This window comes from Aquitalea palustris (genome assembly GCF_003693445.1).
Lineage (GTDB): Bacteria > Pseudomonadota > Gammaproteobacteria > Burkholderiales > Chromobacteriaceae > Aquitalea > Aquitalea palustris.
In genome coordinates, this window is sequence record NZ_RFAR01000076.1 from 1 (window position 1) to 18,147 (window position 18,147).

The following is an 18,147-nucleotide window of genomic DNA, read 5'->3' on the forward strand; positions in this document are numbered from 1 at the left end:
GGCAAGCCCTCTTTCCCGTCCGCCGCGCGGAAGCGGCAGGTCAAACATCATCCGTGCCAGCAGACTCAAGCTCAGCCCGTTTAGTGCAGCACCACACTGATGCAAGCGCTGGCAGAGGCCACCAGATGGCCGCCCGCCGTTACACCGCCTTGCGTAGCGCCCAGTCGAAAGCCCGCGTCGACAACACCCGGCGCAAGAACCAGAACAGCTTGGTCGGCGTGGTCACACGGTAACGCGCGGCCGGGCGTGCAGCGGTAATGGCACGCCACACCGCCTCGGCAACCGCCGTGGCCGGCAGGGTAAAGGGCGCGGCGTGGCCTTCTTTTTTCAGCCGCACCAACTGGCCTTGGTATTCCTCGCGATGCACACTGCCCGCCACATCGACATTTTTCAGGAAGCGTTGCAGGGCATTGGGGCGGAAGCGGCTTTCAATCGGCCCCGGCTCCACCAGCGACACAAAGATACCCGTGCCGTGCAGCTCCTGGCGCAGGGTGTCGCACATGCCCTCCATGGCGAACTTGCTGGCGTTGTAGGCGCCGCGCCAGCGCATGGCGGCGAAACCCAGAATGGAGCTGTTATAGATGATGCGGCCATGGCCCTGGGCGCGCATGACCGGCAGCACGGCGTTGGTCAGCTCCCACGGCCCGAACAGATTGGTTTCGAACTGTTCGCGCATGGCCTGGCGGCTGATGTCTTCCACTGCGCCCGGCTGGCCAAAGCCTGCATTATTGAACAGCGCATCCAGCCGGCCACCGCTGCGGCGCAATACCTCGGCCAAGCCCTGGCGAATGGACTCGCTGTCAGTCACATCCAGTGGCAGGCTCTCCAGCCCTTCGGCTTGCAGCCGGGCCACATCGTCGCCACTGCGGCAGCTGGCAAACACCCGCCAGCCGCGCTGCTGCAACAGTTTTGCCGTGTGGTAACCAATACCGCTGGAGCAGCCGGTAATCAGAATGCAGGGGTGGGCGTGCACCGGAATTCCTTTTCATGTTCAGACAGACAGCCGGCACCCTACACCATCCACCCGGCATTGCTAAAGCGCTTTCACCGCCGCGCTCGCGCCTGACAAAGTTATCGTGTTGCCGGAGAAATGGAATAAAATGGCCGACTACCTGATTTTGCAACAAGGAAAACGCCATGGCGAAATCCGCCAAAGCCCCGGCCAGCTTTGAAACCGCGCTGGCCCAGCTGGAGGACATCATCCAGGCGATGGAAGGCGGCGACCTGCCGCTGGAGTCTGCGCTCACCTCGTACAAGCAAGGCATCGAGCTGATCAAGTTCTGTCAGGGCAAATTGTCCGACGCCGAGCAGCAGCTGAAAATTTTGGAAAACGACGAACTCAAACCGCTGGACCTCAGCAATGGCCAATGAATCCTTCATCGGCTGGATGACGCAGATCCAGCAAACCATGGAAACCGCGCTGGAGCGTTTTCTGCCCTCCGCCGACAGCCTGCCGCAACGCCTGCATGAAGCCATGCGCTATGTCACGCTGCAAGGCGGCAAACGGGTGCGCCCGCTGCTGGTATTTGCTGCTGGCGAACTGAGCGGTGCCAGTACCGAGAACCTGGCCCGCGCCGCTGCCGCAGTAGAAATGATCCACGCCTATTCGCTGGTGCACGACGACCTGCCCTGCATGGACGACGATGTGCTGCGCCGTGGCAAGCCCACCTGTCATGTGGCTTTTGACGAGGCCACCGCCCTGCTGGTGGGTGATGCGCTGCAAACGCTGGCTTTCGAGCTGATCGCCACCCCGATGCAGGGTGTCAGCCCGGCGACCCAGCTCAGCCTGTGCCAGACGCTGGCACGCGCTTCCGGCCATGCCGGCATGGCTGGCGGCCAGGCCATCGACCTGGCCAGCGTCGGCCAGCAGCTGAACCTGCCCGAGCTGGAGTTCATGCACATGCTGAAAACCGGCGCGCTGATCCGCGCGGCGGTGATGCTGGGGGCGCAAGCCGGCAAGCCGCTGTCCGCCGCCCAGATCGAACAGCTGGACATCTTCGCCAAACGCATTGGCCTGGCCTTCCAGGTGGTGGACGACGTACTGGACTGCGAAGCCGATACCGCCACGCTGGGCAAGACTGCCGGCAAGGATGCCGCCAATGACAAACCGACCTATGTCAGCCTGATGGGGCTGGCCGAAGCCAAGCAATTCGCCCGCGAACTGTGTGCCGAAGCCTTTGCCGCACTGGATGGCTTCGGCGCGGATGCCGACCGTCTGAAACAACTGGCCGACTATATCGTAGCCCGCTCGTTTTAACCGCAGAAGAACAACAATGACCCCGCTGCTCGACACCATCCACCTGCCCTCCGACCTGCGCGCGCTCAGCCGCCAGCAACTGCCGCAACTGGCCACGGAACTGCGCGAATTCCTGGTCGACACGGTCAGCAAGACCGGTGGCCACTTTGCCTCCAACCTGGGCAGCATCGAACTGACCATCGCCCTGCACTACGTGTTCAACACCCCGGACGACCGGCTGGTGTGGGACGTGGGCCACCAGACTTATCCGCACAAGATTTTGACTGGCCGCCGTGACCGCATGGGCAGCATGCGCCAGCAAGGCGGACTGGCCGGTTTCCCCAAGCGCGAGGAATCGCCCTACGACACCTTTGGCGTCGGCCACTCCTCCACCTCCATCGGTGCCGCACTCGGCATGGCGGTGGCTTCCAAGCTGCAGGGGCTGGAGCGCAAGTGCGTGGCCATCATCGGTGACGGCGCCATGACGGCCGGCCAGGCGTTCGAGGCACTGAACAATGCCGGGGCGATGGATACCGACTTGCTGGTGGTGCTGAACGACAACGACATGTCGATTTCGCCCAATGTCGGCGCGCTCAACAATTATCTGGCCAAGCTGATGTCCGGCCGCTTTTATGCGGCCATGCGCGAAGGCTCCAGCAAGGTGCTGGGCATTGCCCCGCCGCTGAAGGAAATCGCCAGCAAGGTGGAAGAACACGTCAAGGGCTTCTTCACCCCCGGCACCCTGTTCGAGGAGTTCGGCTTCAACTATATCGGGCCCATAGACGGCCACGATATCGATGTACTGGTGGACACCCTCAAGAACATCCGCAGCCTGAAAGGGCCGCAGTTCCTGCATATCGTCACCAAGAAGGGCCACGGCTACAAGCTGGCCGAGAACGACCCGGTGAAATACCACGGCGTCACCAAGTTCGACCCGGCCAACGGCCTGGCTGGTGGCAAGAGTGGTGGCAAGCCGCAATACACCCAGGTGTTTGGCGACTGGATTTGCGATATGGCCAAGCTGGATGCGCGCCTGGTGGGCATCACCCCGGCCATGCGTGAAGGCTCCGGCCTGGTGCGTTTCGAGAAGGAACACCCGGACCGCTACTTCGACGTGGCGATTGCCGAGCAGCATGCCGTGACCTTTGCCGCCGGCCTCGCCTGTGACGGCGCCAAGCCGGTGGTGGCGATCTACTCCACCTTCCTGCAGCGCGGCTACGACCAGTTGATCCACGACGTGGCACTGCAGAACCTGCCGGTACTGTTTGCCATCGACCGTGCCGGCCTGGTGGGAGCGGATGGCCCCACCCACGCCGGGGCATTCGACATCTCTTTCCTGCGCTGCATTCCCAATATGACGGTAATCACCCCGTCTGACGAAAACGAATGCCGCCAGCTGCTGTATACCGCCTTCCAGCTGGATAGCCCCAGCGCCGTGCGCTACCCGCGTGGCGTGGGCCCCGGCGTGGAAATCCAGCAGGAAATGAGCGCGCTGCCTGTGGGCAAGGGCGTGCTGCGCCGTAGCGGCCAGGGCAAGGTAGCGATACTGGCCTTCGGCAGCATGGTGACCCCGGCGCTGGCCGCCGCCGAGGCGCTGGATGCCTCGGTAGCCGACATGCGCTTCGTCAAGCCGCTGGACACCGCACTGATCCGCCAACTGGCCGAGCAGCACGATTACCTGGTCACCGTGGAAGAAAACGTCATCATGGGCGGAGCCGGATCAGCCTGTGGCGAAGCGCTGCATGCCATGGGCCTGCAGCGCCCGCTGCTGCAACTGGGCCTGCCGGACGACTATGTCGAACATGGCGACCCGGCAGTCTTGCTGGCCGACTGCGGCCTGAATGCTGCCGGCATCGAAGCCAGCATTCGCCACTGGCTGCCGCAACAATAACAACAGCAAGGAGAGGCAGTCATGGGCGGTATTGATCTGGCAGCATGGCTGAATCTCAAGGGCAGCCCGTTCGAGGCGCTGCCGCTGTTTGTCACCAGCCTGGCCATCGGGCTGCTGATGGGGGTGGAACGCGAACGCAAGCACCACACGCTGGCCGGCATCCGCACCTTTCCGCTCACGTCCATCCTCGGCACGCTGACCGCCATGCTGGACGCCCCCAGCCATGGCGTGCTGCTGCAAACCGTAGGTTTGCTGGCCGTGGCCAGCTTTGGCTTCCTGCCCGAACGCAGTGGCGAACCGGACAAAACCGAGCCGCGCACCACCACGGTGGCCTCACTGCTGGTGATGTATTGCCTGGGTGCCCTGGTATGGCATGGCTTTGGCGGGGTGGCCGTGGCAGTCGGCATCGTCACCACCGGCCTGCTCTATCTGAAGCCGGAACTCACCGGCCTCACCCACAAGCTGGAACGGCGCGACCTGCTGTCGCTGCTGCAGTTTGCCGCCCTGTCTTTCATCGTGTTGCCGCTGCTACCCAACCGCACCTTCGGCCCCTATCAGGCAGTCAATCCGCATCAGGTATGGCTGATGGTGACGCTGATTGTCGGCATCAGCCTGTCCGGCTACCTGGCGGTGAAGCTACTGGGACAGAAAGTGGGCGGCCCGCTGCTGGGCATCCTGGGCGGCCTGGTATCTTCCACCGCCACCAGCCTGATCTACGCCCGCGAGGCGCGTGCCAATCCGCAGTCCATCCAGCTGGCTACTGCTGTCATCCTGCTGGCCAATCTGGTGCTGTTCGTGCGGCTGCTGCTGCTGGCCGCCGTGGTGCAAACCAGCGTACTGCCAGCCGTGCTGTGGGTACTGCTGCCCGGCCTGCTGTGCGGACTGGCCTGCGCCCTGCTGCAACTGAAGCGTCGTCAGAGCGAGCAGCAACAGCCGGACCTACGCCTGAGCAACCCGTCCGAAATGAAGCTGGCGCTGGGTTTTGGTGCCATGTTTGCACTGGTGATGTTCTGCGCCGCCTGGCTGAATGCCGAATTCGGCAGCAAGGGCGTGTACGTGGTGGCGCTGATTTCCGGCCTGAACGATGTGGATGCCATCTCGCTCACCGCCTTCAACCTGTTCGGCGAACACCGCCTGGATGGCCAGCAGGTGGCCACCACGCTGGTGCTGGCCATTACCGCCAACAACACCTTCAAGTTTGGCCTGATCGCCAGCCTGGGCGGTGCCACGCTGGCCCGGCGCTGCCTGCCCACCCTGCTGGCCGCCAGCGCCGGCATGCTGGCCGGGCTGCTGGTGCTTGGCTGGGGCAGTTAGGCCGCCATGCGCTGGCGCGACAGGCGCACGATGCAGCCTTTGTAAGCCTCGCCGCTTTCCATCTTGCCTGGCGCACGCTGGCTGTCAAAGCCATAGCCCAGCGCCGCCATTTCGCGGCAGAAACCGGCGCGGTTGCCACGGTCAGGGTCGACGATGATGACCTCGGCCGCAGTATTGGCGTGGCTGTCGATAAAGTGTGCCAGCTGGCCCGGCTGCTGGCGTTCGTACAGCACGTCGCTGCCGATGATCAGGTCAAAGCGTCCCAGTGCCGGATTGCTGCCACCCCAGTCACCCGCCTGGTATTCCAGTGGTGACAAATCATTCAGCAGCAGGTTTTCCCGCAGAAAATCCGGGCTGCGCGGATGCCAGTCGGTAACGGTGACATCGCCGTCGCGGCGGTGTACCACCATGCTGGCCAGCGCCAGGCCAGCGCCGATTTCCAGAATGCGCAGGCCGGCCAGCGGCTCGCTGCTCATCAGTAGGGCCAGTACGCGGGCTGATGGCCACAACAGGCCGAACAAGGACCAGCTGGCCGGCGAAATGCCGCGCTGCTCGGCCTCGCCCAGCGGGTCGGCATATTGCTGGGAGTCCAGCAGGGAACGAATATGATAATCGGTGCCGCCAACGGACACCGTTTGCTGCTTGGTCAGATAGCCGGGCATGCCGGGACGCCTTTACAGGAAGGAAACTGGATTGCACTGCGGGAAACGTTCTGATCGAACGGGCAGTCGCTTCCGGAATCTCTCAGGCAAGGGGCATGCGGGGACGAAAAGGCAGTCGGACACCGCGCCCCCGTCGTGGCTGCGCGGTTAAAACCGTGTTCAGGGTAACATCTGCCCTGTCCGCCTGCTCATTTTTGTGTGCTGCAACAATACGGCGGCAAGGCTCAGCCCGCCGGCAACAGCTGCACCAGCGCATGGTGGATGGTGGCGGCGGTTTGCAGTGGATGTTCCAGCGGAAACAGGTGGCTGCCTTGCTGCTGGTGCAGCTGCATGGCGAAATGCTGCTGCATGAAGCGGATGTCCGCCGCACGCACCACATCGGATTGTGTCCCGGCAATAAAGGCCGTCGGCACCGTAAGCCGGCCACGATGGCGCGGAAAATCATGCGGCAGGCCGCAGTAGATCTGATGTTCGATCTGCGGACGAAACTTCAGCTGACGGCCACCCTGGCCATTGTCCACCGTGCCATGCCGGGCATAATCGGCCAGGCAGTCCGGATCAAACCGGGCGAAAGCCGGCTTGCGGGCAAAGTAGTCCTGCACCATGTCCACGCTGGCCCAGTTATCACGCCGGCGCAGGGTGTTGCCACCTGGCGTGACACGGTCGATAAAGCCCAGTTTCTTGGCCAGCCAGATGCCCAGCGAGCGGCGCGGCCCCATCAGCGGCGAATCCAGAATCACCAGGGCCTTGAACAGTTCCGGCCGCCTGAGCGCCGCGTAAAACAGCAGGAAACCGCCCAGCGAATGGCCGACGCCGATAATCGGCGTGGCATAATGCTGCCCGATGTGCTGGATGAGCTCCTCCACCAGATTCGGCCAGCAATCGCTGACTGGAAAGCGTGGATCATGGCCGATGGTATCCTGCCAGCCCAGCTCGTAGTCGGTGGCCAACGCTCCCAGCAGCTTGCCATAGACCGTGGCCGGAAAACTATTGGCATGCGCAAAATGAATGATGTCCCGCATGATGTGATGTTTCGCCCATATTGTGTTGTTGTGGGTCGATACTACCGTAAAATGGCGGCTGTCCCGCCCGTGTGCGCAACTTGCCACGGGGCGGCAGGAACCCGGCAGCTGCCTGCTGGTCAACCCTTGCTCTACCAAACTGAACGCCGCCATGCCCCAGTCTCTGTTACGCCTGTTTTCTCCCTTGCTGCGCCTGCTGGCCCTGATAAGCCTGCTTGGCAGCAGCCTGCCAGCGCTGGCGATCAACCAGGAAGACCTGCTGCCTCCGGAAAAAGCCTTTGCCGTCAGCGTGGAGCGCCAGGCCGACCACTTGCTGCTGCAACTGACTGTGGCCGACAACTATTATGTCTACCGCGACCGGATCTCCTTCAGCACCGAACCGGCGGGCCTTACCGGTCAGCCGCAACTGCCGGTGGGCAAGGAAAAGCACGATCCCTTTTTTGGCAAGCAGGTGATCTACCTGGGCAAGCAGCTGATCAAGCTGCCGCTGACTGCCGGCGCGCCGGCGCGCTTCCAGCTGAATGTCAAACTGCAAGGCTGCTCCACCGCTGGCGTGTGCTACCCGCCTTATACCCATCATCTGAATATCGACAGCTACGGCAGCGCGCAGAACGGAGGCGACTGGCTGGCGGATGCCACGCCGGGAAAGCCGGCGGGTAGCAGCGGCAATCTGGCGGCCAAGGGCTGGCTGGCCACGCTGGGCAGCTTTTTGCTGGCCGGCTTGGGCATGGCCTTCACCGCCTGCATGTATCCGCTGCTACCCATTGTTTCTTCGCTGATTGCCGGCGAAGGCCAGCACATTACCCGCCGGCGCGGCTTCTGGCTGTCGCTGACTTATGTGCAGGGCCTGGCGCTCAGCTATACCGTCATCGGCGTGATTGCCGGGCTGACTGGCTCGCTGCTCACCGTCTGGCTGCAGCAGCCGGCAGTCATCCTGTCGGCCAGCGTGCTGATGGTGGTGTTTGCGCTGTCGATGTTTGATCTGTACACCATCCAGTTGCCATCGGCGCTGCAGTCGCGGCTGGCCGATGCCTCCAATCGCCTGTCCGGCGGCAAGCTGGCCACGGTATTCGGCATGGGGGTGCTGTCCGCGCTGATCATCGGCCCCTGTGTCGCTCCGCCACTGGCGCTGGCGCTGGGCTATATCGGCAGCACCGGCGATGCCGTGCTGGGCGGTGCGGCGCTGTATGCCATGGCACTGGGGCTGGGCCTGCCCTTGCTGCTGATCGGCACCTTTGGTGGCCATGTGCTGCCGCGTGCCGGCAGCTGGATGAAAGCAGTCAAGGCCAGTTTCGGCGTGCTGATGCTGGGCCTCGCCATCTGGATGGCCAGCCCCTTCCTGCCGGCCAGCCTGGTGCTGCTGCTGTGGGCTGCGCTGTGCGTGGGCTGCGCGGTGTTTCTCAAGGCATTCGAAACCCTGCCCGGCAATGCCCATATCAGCCACAAGCTGGGCAAGGGGCTGGGGCTGCTGCTGTTTCTGGTGGGTGCGGCCCAGCTGGCCGGTGCGCTGGCAGGCGAATCCGATCCACGCTATCCGTTGAAATGGTTGGCCGGCAACAAGGCTCAGGCCGGCGTCAGCCAGTCCATGCATTTTGGTCCGGTCAACGACAGCGCCGGCCTGGATGCCGCGCTGGCCGAGGCCCGTGCCCAGGGCAAACCGCTATTGCTGGATTTCTATGCCGACTGGTGCGTGTCGTGCAAGGAAATGGAAAGCGACACCTTCCCCGCCCCTGCGGTGGCAGCCAAGCTGCAAAGCTATGTGCTGTTGCGTGCCGATGTCACCGCCAACCTGCCGGCCCATCAGGCCCTGCTCAAACGTTTTGGCCTGTATGGCCCGCCCGGCATCATCCTGTTTGACCCGTCAGGTCAGGAAAAAGGCCGGGTGATCGGCTTTACCCCGGCTGCCGATTTTGCCCGCCAACTGTAAACCATCCCGCAGTAACCCAAACGTCATTAAAATTTGTCAGCCTTATCGCTAATATCGAGGATCAGCATGGGCAGGGCCTGAACCGCGTGCGGGCGGACCCTGTCCTGCATGGCATGTTGCTTGCTTGGTGCAGTGCAAATATCGGGCCGTACTGACAGGCCATACCCGCAGGGTGTGCGCCGCTAATGAAACCGCAGATGAATGTTGGGGGGAGAGTGATGGGTCTCATGTTTTGGGCTAAGACTGATCAGGCAGCAGCGACCGGGCCACAAGATGCCGTGTCAGAGGATACCTTGCGCCGTACCGTCACCGCGCTGGCCGAGCGCGTTGGCCGGCTGGGCATTGAATCGGTGGAAATAGATGGCCGGGTGGACACGGTGCATGAGCGGGCCACCAGCCGTACGGAGAAAATGGCTTCGATGGTCGAGGCGGTACATTCCCTGTCCGGTGCCAACACCCGTATCGGCAATGCCGCCGAATCCACCCATAAAAATGCCAGCGAAGCCGCCAGCTGCATGGAAGAAACCCGCGCCACGGTCAAAGTGGCACTGGATGCCATTCTTGAGCTGGTTGACGGTGTGGGCCAGATCGAAGCCAAGCTGCCGGAAATCCTCACCTCGCTGGAACATGTCTCCCAGGTTTCCAAAACGGTCAACGATGTCGCCAAACAGACCAATCTGCTGGCGCTGAATGCCTCCATCGAAGCCGCACGCGCCGGGGAAGCCGGCCGTGGTTTTGCCGTGGTGGCCGACAACGTCAAGAACCTTTCCGCCCAGACCGAAGGCGCGGTGCAAATGATTCAGGCCACGCTCAGTGCGCTCAGCAGCCAGGTGGATTCGCTGATCGCCAACAGTCGCTCCGCCTCGCAAGTGGCGCAGGCAGCACGCTCCGGCACTGGCGAGATTGGCTCTGCCGTTACCCGCATTGACCAGATCAGCAAGGACCTGGCCCAGGTCAAGCAATCGGTGGCCGGGATTGTGGAAGAGGCGGTAGGCAACCGCGAACACTGCCGGCAGATCGAAGAAGAAATCCGGCTTGTGGCAGAAACCACCCGGGAATCGCTGAAGGATATCGAAGTCATCAAGGGCCATACTGGCTCCCTGTTGAACATGAGCGAAGATCTGGTGTCGCTGACTTCCGAAGCCGGTATCAAAACGGTGGACACGCCGTTTATCGAGAAAATCGTGGCGGCGGCCAAGCAGGTGTCCACACTGTTTGAAGACGCGGTAAAACGCGGCGACATTTCCATCAATGATCTGTTCGACACCCAGTACCAGCAACTGCCGGATATCACCCCTCCGCATTACCTGACGCGCCACACCGAGTTCTGCGCCCGCCATCTGGCGTCTTTGTGTGACCAGATAGTCGACACCTCGCCCGATATCATCGCCTGCACACCGGGCGACATGAACAATTACTATCCGATCATCAACCGGGAATTTGCCAAACCACCCACCGATGACCCGGTATGGAATGCGGCCAACTCCCGCGCCAGAACACGTCAGCTGGACCGCACCTCGCTCAACCAGATGAAAACCAAGAAGCCCTTCCTGGTACAAACCTACCGCCGCAATATGGGTGGTGGCCGCTTTGACCTGATGAAGAACTATTCGGCCCCCATCATGGTGCAGGGCAGGCAGTGGGGCGTGCTGCGCATCATGGTCAAGGTGAGATGAACGGGCCTTGCAGGCCAGGAACATGGTTTTCCGGGTGGCGCTGGCTTGAAGTCCTCAGGTTGATCCATTAACGTGTCACACCAACGGGCAGGCCTTGTGCCTGCTTTTTTTACTCAGACTCCGGATTTCCTCATGACGCCCAAACCCTTCCCCAGCATCAGTGTGATGGCCGTATTGCGCATCGCCGTGATGGGCCTGCTCATCCTGTCCTGCATCAAGGTGATCCAGCCCTTTCTGGGAGCACTGACCTGGGCCGCCATCATCGCCATCTCGGCCTGGCCGCTGTTTACCCGCCTGCGCCTGCGCCTGAATGGTCGCGCCAAGCTGGCCGCCATCCTGATTGTCGGCGGACTGTCGCTGACCCTGGCCATTCCCATCGGGCTGATGGCGCTGACGCTGGCCGATACCATCCCGCAGCTCACCAATATGTCGCGTGATCTCACCAGCTTTCATCTGCCGGATGCGCCAAACTGGGTCAGCACCCTGCCGCTGGCCGGCGACAGCCTGCACAAGTTCTGGCTGAGCGTGCAGGCCGACCTGCCCGGTTTCATCGAAAAAATCCGTCCGGCCATCAACAAGGCGGCGCTGTGGGCGCTGGAGGGCGGCGCCTCGGCCAGCCTCAGCATGCTGGAAATCGTGCTGGCCATCGTCATTGCCGGCCTGTTGCTGATCAATGGCGACAAGCTGTGGGACGGGGCCGAACTGGCCATCAGCAAGCTGGGCGGTGCCACCGCGGACGAGCTGCCGGAAGTCATCGCCCGCACCATCCGCAGCGTCACCACCGGCGTGGTGGGCACCGCCCTGGCGCAGACCGTGCTGTGCGTGATCGGCCTGCTGATTGCCGGGGTGCCCGGTGCGCTGGTACTGGGGTTTCTCTGCTTCATCGTGGCCGTGGCGCAGTTGCCTACCCTGCTGATCTGGCTGCCGGCTGCGCTGTGGGTGTTCTACACTGGCCAGACCGGGCTGGGCATCTTCCTGCTGGTATGGGGTTTCCTGCTGGTCAACACCATCGACAATGTGCTCAAGCCGCTGCTGATCAGCCAGGGGGCGCAAATGCCGCTGTCCATCATTTTCATGGGGGTGATCGGCGGCTTGCTGGCCTGGGGCCTGCTGGGCCTGTTCATCGGCCCCACCCTGCTGGCCGTGGGCTTTACCTTGTTCCAGCACTGGCTGCGTCCGGAGAATTACCCGGAGCATGCCGAAGAGTCCGAGCCCCCATGCGATGTTGTACAAGAAGAGCGTCAGTCCTGAAACGCGCAAAGGCATGCCATGCAAACCTTGGTCATGACATCCAAAATCGACCTGTGGCTGGTGGCGGTAGCCGTAATAGCCACGGCCATGGTAGTGGTGGCTGCGACTTGTGCTCCGCTGGCTGATACAGGAAAAATTCTGGGCATCCTGCTGAGCGGCATACCGCTGCTGCTGTTGCTGTGGTATCCGCTTAGCAATACCCAATACACGCTGGATAAGCATAGCCTGATGGTGCGCAGTGGCTTGTTCCGCTGGAACATCCCGCTCTCTGCCATCAAAAGCGTCACGCCAAGCCGGGACATGGCCTCGGCACCTGCGCTATCGCTAGACCGGCTGCTGATTCGCTATTCCCAGGATGGTCAGGCCAAAAGCATCCTGATTTCCCCGCTAGACCAGACTTTGTTCATGCAAAGACTGGACACGCTGAGATCGCAAACTTCCCCAGCAGAAAACTGACTCTGCGTGGTCTGACATGGCCAGCACACCGCAGCGGTCCATGACAGTAGTCAGCCCGGTCATCAGGCACGGGCTGACAGCACACCATCCAGCCTTACAGCAGTTCCAGCGCCACCGCCGTAGCCTCGCCACCACCAATGCACAGGCTGGCCACACCGCGCTTGCCACCATGCTGACGCAGAGCCGACAGCAACGTCACCATCACCCGCGCTCCGGATGCGCCGATGGGGTGGCCCAGCGCACAGGCCCCACCATGCACATTCACCTTGGCATGCGGTAGTTGCAGATCATGCATGGCCACCATGGTGACCACGGCAAAGGCTTCGTTGATTTCAAACAGGTCGACATCGCCCACCGTCCAGCCGGTCTTGGCCAGCAGCTTGCGGATGGCCCCCACCGGCGCAGTGGTAAACAGCCCCGGTTCCTGCGCATGGGTAGCATGGGCCAGCAGCCGCGCCAGCGGTTTGAGGCCGCGCCGCGCCGCTTCGCTGGCGGTCATCAACACCAGCGCCGCCGCGCCATCGGAAATGGAGCTGGAATTGGCTGCGGTCACCGTGCCGTCCTTGCTGAACGCCGGCTTGAGGCTGGCAATCTTGTCGAGGCGGGCCTTGAGCGGCTGCTCGTCGATATCCAGCGCCTGCTCGCCGGTTTTGCCCGTCACCACCACCGGGGTAATTTCCTCACGGAAGCGCCCGGCGGCAATCGCCTCCTGCGCACGGGTAAGCGAGGCGATGGCAAAGGCGTCCTGCGCCTCGCGGCTGAAGCCATACTCGCCAGCACAGTTTTCGGCAAACACCCCCATCAGCTTGCCCTTGTCGTAGGCATCTTCCAGCCCGTCCAGAAACATATGGTCCTTGATCTCGCCATGCCCCAGCCGCAGGCCGCCACGTGCCTTGGGAATCAGATAGGGCGAATTGCTCATGCTCTCCATGCCACCAGCCACCATCACGCTGGCCGAACCGGCCAGCAGCAGATCGTGCGCCAGCATGGCGGCTTTCATGCCGGAGCCGCACATCTTGTTGATGGTGGTGCAGCCAGCCGCCAGCGGCAGGCCGGCACCCAGCGCGGCCTGGCGGGCCGGAGCCTGGCCCTGGCCGGCGGGCAGCACGCAGCCCATGATGACTTCATCGACATCCGTTGCCGGCACGCCGGCACGCTCCACTGCCGCGCGAATGGCGGCGGCGCCCAGCTGGCTGGCGGTCTGTCCGGCAAACATGCCCTGAAAGCCGCCCATGGCGGTACGGGCCATGCCCACAATGACAATCGATTCTTGCTGTTGCATTTGCGTTTTCCTTCCTGAATGGCTTGCTTGCCCGGCTAATGTCTTCTGTCTTCAAACTGCCTGTTTGCCCAGTGCTTTTTCGCACTGGCTGCGGATCTGGCCGATCTCGCCCAGCACCACCCTGATGTCATCCAGCTGTTCCTGTAATTGCTGTTCCTTACGGCTGAGAATGCGGATGAATTCGCGCAGCTGCGGCTCGTCGTTGCTGGCAGCGTCGTACAAATCAAACAGCTCGCGGATTTCCAGCAAGGACAGGCCGATGCGCTTGCCACGCAAAATCAGCATCAGCCTTACCCGGTCGCGCCGGCTGTAAATGCGGCGCTGCCCTTCCCGCGCTGGCTCAAGCAAGCTCTGGTCTTCGTAAAAGCGGATGGTGCGCGTGGTGACATCAAACTCACGCGCCAGCTCGCTGATGGTAAAGGTCTGTTCAGCCATGACCCTGCTCCCTGTTGTTGTTTTGGCCCTGCATAAAGCCATGGACAAGGGCGGATTGCGCCACTGCCCTGCTTTCTCTTCCCTGATGGCTGATTGTTGATTGACGTTGACGTAAACGTCAAGTTATTGTGATAAAAACAACGCAGGAGAAGCACAGATGAGCATCCTCAACATCGCCGTCGTCGGTGCCGGCACCATGGGCAACGGCATTGCCCAGGTTTTCGCCATGCATGGCTTTGACGTGAAACTGGCCGACGTCAGTGAGCCCGCCCTGCACAAGGGGCTGGCCGCCATCCACAACAGCCTCAGCCGCATGGCCAAGAAAGGCAGCATTGCCGAAGCGGACATCGCCGGCATCCTGACGCGCATCCACCCCACCACCCGGCTGGCCGAGCTGGCCGACCGCGACCTGGTGGTGGAAGCCGCCACCGAAAACCCGGCGATCAAGGAGTCCATCTTCCGCGAGCTGGGCAATATCGTGCGCGCAGATGCCATTCTGGCCTCCAACACCTCGTCCATCTCGCTCACCCGCATTGCCGCCTGGGTGCCGCAGCCAGAACGGGTGGTGGGCATGCACTTCATGAACCCGGTGCCACTGATGCAGCTGGTGGAAATCATCCGCGCCATCCAGACCGCCGACCACACCTACCAGAAGGTATTCGAGCTGGCGGTGGCACTGGGCAAAACCCCGGTGACGGTAAAAGACGGCCCGGGCTTTGTTTCCAACCGCATCCTGATGCCGATGATCAACGAAGCCGCTTTTGCCCTGTTCGAAAACCTGGCCACGGCGGAAGACATCGACACCGTGATGAAACTGGGCATGAACCACCCCATCGGCCCTTTGGCGCTGGCCGACCTGATTGGCCTCGACACCTGCCTGTCCATCATGGACATCCTTTATACCGAATTCCGTGACAGCAAATACCGCGCCTGCCCGCTGCTGGCACAGCTGGTGGCGGCCGGCCAGCTGGGTCGCAAGAGCGGCAAGGGTTTTTATCACTACGACTGACATACCAAGACGGCACACAAGCCGCCAAGCACAGGAGAGTTGCAGATGAAACAGGCTGTTCCCAGCGTCAAGCTGTTGATCAACGGTGAATTCGTCGAATCGCACAGTCAACAGTGGCGCGACATCATCAACCCGGCCACGCAAGAAGTGCTGGCACGGGTCCCCATGGCCACCGCAGGGGAGGTCGAGGCCGCGGTAGCCAGCGCCAAAACCGCCTTTGCCAGCTGGAAGAAAACCCCCATCGGCAGCCGCGCCCGGATTTTCCTCAAGTACCAGCAGCTGATTCGCGAGCACATGAAGGAACTGGCCGCCCTGCTGACGGCGGAACAGGGCAAAACCCTGGCCGATGCCGAGGGCGATATCTTCCGTGGGCTGGAAGTGGTGGAACACGCCGCCAGCATTGGCAACCTGCAACTGGGCGAATATGCCGAAAACGTGGCCGGCGGGGTGGATACCTACACCGTGCAACAGCCGCTGGGCGTGTGTGCCGGCATCACCCCCTTCAACTTCCCGGCGATGATTCCGCTGTGGATGTTCCCGATGGCCATTGCCACCGGCAATACCTTTGTGCTGAAACCGTCCGAACAGGACCCGATGGTGACCATGCGGCTGGTGGAGCTGGCCTTGCAGGCTGGCATCCCGGCTGGGGTGCTGAATGTGGTGCATGGCGGCGAAGCGGTGGTGAATGCCATTTGCGACCACCCGGACATCAAGGCCATTTCCTTTGTCGGCTCCAGCCGCGTCGGCACCCACGTTTACCACCGCGCCAGCCTGGCCGGCAAACGTGTGCAATGCATGATGGGCGCCAAGAACCACGCCATCGTGCTGCCGGATGCCAACAAGGAACAGGCGCTGAACCAGCTGACCGGCGCGGCATTCGGCGCGGCAGGCCAGCGCTGCATGGCCTTGAGCGTGGCAGTGCTGGTGGGTGAAGCACGCAGCTGGATTCCAGACCTGGTGGCCAAGGCCAAGTCCCTGCGCGTGGGCGCAGGCAAGGACAACCCGGACCTGGGCCCGCTGATTTCCTGCGCTGCCCGCGAACGGGTAAGCAGCCTGATCAATCAGGGCGTGGCCGAAGGCGCGGTGCTGGAGCTGGATGGCCGGGAAGTGCAAGTGGATGGCTACCCGGACGGCAACTTTGTCGGCCCCAGCATTTTCTCGGGTGTTAGCACCGACATGGCCATTTACCAGCAGGAAATCTTCGGCCCGGTACTCTGCCTGCTGGCCGTGGACACGCTGGAGGAGGCCATTGCCATCATCAATGCCAACCCCAATGGCAACGGCACCGCCATCTTCACCCAGAGCGGCGCTGCGGCACGGCGCTTCCAGGAAGACATCGACGTGGGTCAGGTCGGCATCAATGTGCCGATTCCGGTGCCGGTGCCGCTGTTCAGCTTTACCGGCTCGCGCGGCTCCAAGCTGGGCGACCTCGGCCCTTACGGCAAGCAGGTCATCCTGTTTTATACCCAGACCAAAACCGTCACCAGCCGCTGGTTCGACGACGAGGCCAGCAGCGGCAAGGTGCACACCACCATTTCACTGCGCTGACCTGCGCAGAAATGAACTGATAAACGCAGACCGCTTCACGTCAGATAAAACAAGACAGCAGCAGGCCGCCCTCCCCCACCGGCCCGGCTGCTGCAAGAGGAGAAACCGACATGGACTTTGCACTCAACGAACAGCAACTGGCCTTCCAGGACAGCGCGCGCGACTTTGCCGTCAGCCGTCTGGCACCGTTTGCCGCCGAATGGGACCTGGAAGAAACCTTTCCGCTCGCCACCATCCGCGAAGCCGGCGACATGGGCTTTCTTGGCCTGTACACCCCGGAAAGCCACGGTGGGCTGGGCCTGTCGCGGCTGGATGCGGCCATCGTGTTTGAAGAACTGGCGGCAGGCTGCACCTCCACCGCCGCCTATCTCACCATCCACAATATGGTGAGCTGGATGATTGCCAGCTTCGGCAGCCCGGCTCTGGCCGGGGAATGGGTGCCGCGCATGGTGAGCGGCGAGCTCTTGGGCAGCTACTGTCTGACCGAGCCGGGTGCCGGCTCCGATGCCGCCTCGCTCAAGACCCGCGCCGACAAACAGGGCGAAGTCTATGTGCTGAACGGCAGCAAGATGTTCATCTCCGGCGCCGGCAGTACCGATGTGCTGGTGGTAATGGCCCGCACCGGCGGCCCCGGCCCCAAAGGCGTGTCGGCCTTTGTGGTACCCGCCAATGCGCCCGGCGTGCAGTACGGCAAGAAGGAAAAGAAAATGGGCTGGAACAGCCAGCCTACCCGCGCCATTACCTTCGACAATGTCGAAATTCCGGCAGGCAACCTGCTGGGCGAAGAAGGCATGGGCTTTGCCTATGCCATGAAGGGGCTGGATGGCGGCCGCATCAATATCGCCACCTGCGCCGTGGGCACCGCCCAGGCCGCACTGAATGCCGCCCAGCGCTATGTGCAGGAGCGGCAACAGTTTGGCCAGCCGCTGGCCGACTTCCAGACCGTGCAGTTCCGCCTGGCCGACATGCTGACCGAGCTGGTGGCCGCACGCCAGATGGTACGTCTGGCAGCGTTCAAGCTGGACAGCGGCAGCACCGACGCCAGTGCCTACTGTGCCATGGCCAAGCGCTTTGCCACCGATCTGTCATTCAATGTCGCCAATAATGCCTTGCAGCTGTTTGGCGGCTATGGCTATCTGAAGGACTTCCCGCTGGAACGCCATGTACGCGACGCCCGCGTGCACCAGATACTGGAAGGCACCAACGAGGTGATGCGCATGATAATCGCCCGGCAGCTGCTGAAGGACGGCGCGCTGGAAAACCTCCGTTGAGAACCCTTATGCACCCTGTTTGTGTGGTGCATGTTGCAATACAGGCTTGATGTTGACGACGCAGCCACGACCCCATCAAGCCTGCCGCCGGATGGCAGGACCGAGGTATTAAGAGCTGCTAACAAAACATCGTAGAGAACCCGGGCCAAGGCGCGCCGCCGCAGACA

Annotated in this window: 16 protein-coding genes; 11 read left to right on the forward strand and 5 right to left on the reverse strand. The window is 62.4% G+C overall.

All coding sequences use genetic code 11. From position 1 onward, the window contains the following. Positions 1–139: 139 nt before the first annotated feature. The gene (locus tag EAY64_RS16760; protein WP_103525885.1) at positions 140–973 is read right to left on the reverse strand and encodes an SDR family oxidoreductase; all 834 of its coding nucleotides are present in this window, start codon (positions 971–973) and stop codon (positions 140–142) included. Between the two features lie 164 nt (positions 974–1,137). On the opposite strand from EAY64_RS16760, the gene EAY64_RS16765 reads away from it, so the two are divergent. From EAY64_RS16765 to EAY64_RS16780, 4 genes are read left to right on the forward strand one after another with little or no spacing between them, the layout of a single operon-like run. Further along, positions 1,138–1,371, forward strand: a complete 234-nt coding sequence (locus tag EAY64_RS16765; protein WP_059284794.1) for an exodeoxyribonuclease VII small subunit — start codon at positions 1,138–1,140, stop codon at positions 1,369–1,371. After that, the gene (locus EAY64_RS16770) at positions 1,361–2,257 is read left to right on the forward strand and encodes a polyprenyl synthetase family protein (protein ID WP_103525886.1); all 897 of its coding nucleotides are present in this window, start codon (positions 1,361–1,363) and stop codon (positions 2,255–2,257) included. Before EAY64_RS16765 ends, EAY64_RS16770 begins: the two co-directional genes overlap by 11 nt. A gap of 16 nt (positions 2,258–2,273) precedes the next feature. Beyond that, positions 2,274–4,127 (forward strand): 1-deoxy-D-xylulose-5-phosphate synthase, encoded by a 1,854-nt coding sequence (gene dxs / locus EAY64_RS16775; protein WP_103525887.1) that lies wholly within the window; start codon positions 2,274–2,276, stop codon positions 4,125–4,127. A 21-nt stretch (positions 4,128–4,148) separates the two neighbouring features. Next, a complete protein-coding gene (locus tag EAY64_RS16780) occupies positions 4,149–5,441 on the forward strand; it encodes an MgtC/SapB family protein (RefSeq protein ID WP_103525888.1) in 1,293 nt (430 codons plus the stop codon). On the opposite strand, the gene EAY64_RS16785 is transcribed toward EAY64_RS16780, so the two are convergent. Beyond that, the gene (locus EAY64_RS16785) at positions 5,438–6,103 is read right to left on the reverse strand and encodes a class I SAM-dependent methyltransferase (protein WP_103525889.1); all 666 of its coding nucleotides are present in this window, start codon (positions 6,101–6,103) and stop codon (positions 5,438–5,440) included. The two genes, EAY64_RS16780 and EAY64_RS16785, sit on opposite strands and share 4 nt — an antisense overlap. Before the next feature lie 224 nt (positions 6,104–6,327). Beyond that, a complete protein-coding gene (locus EAY64_RS16790) occupies positions 6,328–7,125 on the reverse strand; it encodes an alpha/beta fold hydrolase (RefSeq protein ID WP_103525890.1) in 798 nt (265 codons plus the stop codon). Positions 7,126–7,276: 151 nt separating this feature from the next. Between EAY64_RS16790 and dsbD the strand changes: the two genes are divergently transcribed. The 4 genes from dsbD (at position 7,277) to EAY64_RS16810 (ending at position 12,435) form a co-directional block, all read left to right on the forward strand. Then, complete coding sequence (dsbD, locus tag EAY64_RS16795) at positions 7,277–9,052, forward strand: protein-disulfide reductase DsbD (RefSeq protein ID WP_103525891.1); 1,776 nt, start codon at positions 7,277–7,279, stop codon at positions 9,050–9,052. A 278-nt stretch (positions 9,053–9,330) separates the two neighbouring features. Then, positions 9,331–10,728 carry a methyl-accepting chemotaxis protein gene (locus EAY64_RS16800; protein ID WP_158604715.1) on the forward strand — a complete coding sequence of 466 codons (1,398 nt, stop codon included), beginning with the start codon at positions 9,331–9,333 and terminating at the stop codon, positions 10,726–10,728. A gap of 132 nt (positions 10,729–10,860) precedes the next feature. Then, positions 10,861–11,979, forward strand: coding sequence for an AI-2E family transporter (locus EAY64_RS16805; protein ID WP_103525893.1), 1,119 nt, complete (start codon positions 10,861–10,863; stop codon positions 11,977–11,979). Positions 11,980–12,012: 33 nt separating this feature from the next. Further along, positions 12,013–12,435 carry a PH domain-containing protein gene (locus EAY64_RS16810; protein WP_158604716.1) on the forward strand — a complete coding sequence of 141 codons (423 nt, stop codon included), beginning with the start codon at positions 12,013–12,015 and terminating at the stop codon, positions 12,433–12,435. A 94-nt stretch (positions 12,436–12,529) separates the two neighbouring features. On the opposite strand, the gene EAY64_RS16815 is transcribed toward EAY64_RS16810, so the two are convergent. Together EAY64_RS16815 and EAY64_RS16820 are read right to left on the reverse strand one after the other, a co-directional pair. After that, on the reverse strand, positions 12,530–13,717 hold the full coding sequence (locus EAY64_RS16815) for an acetyl-CoA C-acyltransferase (protein ID WP_103525895.1): 1,188 nt from the start codon (positions 13,715–13,717) through the stop codon (positions 12,530–12,532). A gap of 51 nt (positions 13,718–13,768) precedes the next feature. After that, positions 13,769–14,152, reverse strand: a complete 384-nt coding sequence (locus EAY64_RS16820; protein ID WP_103525896.1) for a MerR family transcriptional regulator — start codon at positions 14,150–14,152, stop codon at positions 13,769–13,771. Positions 14,153–14,309: 157 nt separating this feature from the next. On the opposite strand from EAY64_RS16820, the gene EAY64_RS16825 reads away from it, so the two are divergent. The 3 genes from EAY64_RS16825 (at position 14,310) to EAY64_RS16835 (ending at position 17,980) form a co-directional block, all read left to right on the forward strand. Then, a complete protein-coding gene (locus EAY64_RS16825; RefSeq protein WP_103525897.1) occupies positions 14,310–15,161 on the forward strand; it encodes a 3-hydroxybutyryl-CoA dehydrogenase in 852 nt (283 codons plus the stop codon). A 45-nt stretch (positions 15,162–15,206) separates the two neighbouring features. After that, positions 15,207–16,709, forward strand: a complete 1,503-nt coding sequence (locus EAY64_RS16830) for a CoA-acylating methylmalonate-semialdehyde dehydrogenase (RefSeq protein ID WP_103525898.1) — start codon at positions 15,207–15,209, stop codon at positions 16,707–16,709. 110 nt (positions 16,710–16,819) lie between these two features. Beyond that, positions 16,820–17,980, forward strand: coding sequence for an acyl-CoA dehydrogenase family protein (locus EAY64_RS16835; RefSeq protein WP_103525899.1), 1,161 nt, complete (start codon positions 16,820–16,822; stop codon positions 17,978–17,980). Positions 17,981–18,147: the final 167 nt, after the last annotated feature.

Coding starts and splice junctions, on each gene's coding strand:
- EAY64_RS16765 (WP_059284794.1), top strand. CDS start 1,138: ATGGCGAAATCCGCCAAAGCCCCGGCCAGCTTTGAAACCGCGCTGGCC.
- dxs (WP_103525887.1), top strand. CDS start 2,274: ATGACCCCGCTGCTCGACACCATCCACCTGCCCTCCGACCTGCGCGCG.
- EAY64_RS16830 (WP_103525898.1), top strand. CDS start 15,207: ATGAAACAGGCTGTTCCCAGCGTCAAGCTGTTGATCAACGGTGAATTC.
- EAY64_RS16825 (WP_103525897.1), top strand. CDS start 14,310: ATGAGCATCCTCAACATCGCCGTCGTCGGTGCCGGCACCATGGGCAAC.
- EAY64_RS16835 (WP_103525899.1), top strand. CDS start 16,820: ATGGACTTTGCACTCAACGAACAGCAACTGGCCTTCCAGGACAGCGCG.
- dsbD (WP_103525891.1), top strand. CDS start 7,277: ATGCCCCAGTCTCTGTTACGCCTGTTTTCTCCCTTGCTGCGCCTGCTG.
- EAY64_RS16815 (WP_103525895.1), bottom strand. CDS start 13,717: ATGCAACAGCAAGAATCGATTGTCATTGTGGGCATGGCCCGTACCGCC.
- EAY64_RS16790 (WP_103525890.1), bottom strand. CDS start 7,125: ATGCGGGACATCATTCATTTTGCGCATGCCAATAGTTTTCCGGCCACG.
- EAY64_RS16780 (WP_103525888.1), top strand. CDS start 4,149: ATGGGCGGTATTGATCTGGCAGCATGGCTGAATCTCAAGGGCAGCCCG.
- EAY64_RS16820 (WP_103525896.1), bottom strand. CDS start 14,152: ATGGCTGAACAGACCTTTACCATCAGCGAGCTGGCGCGTGAGTTTGAT.
- EAY64_RS16785 (WP_103525889.1), bottom strand. CDS start 6,103: ATGCCCGGCTATCTGACCAAGCAGCAAACGGTGTCCGTTGGCGGCACC.
- EAY64_RS16770 (WP_103525886.1), top strand. CDS start 1,361: ATGGCCAATGAATCCTTCATCGGCTGGATGACGCAGATCCAGCAAACC.
- EAY64_RS16810 (WP_158604716.1), top strand. CDS start 12,013: ATGACATCCAAAATCGACCTGTGGCTGGTGGCGGTAGCCGTAATAGCC.
- EAY64_RS16805 (WP_103525893.1), top strand. CDS start 10,861: ATGACGCCCAAACCCTTCCCCAGCATCAGTGTGATGGCCGTATTGCGC.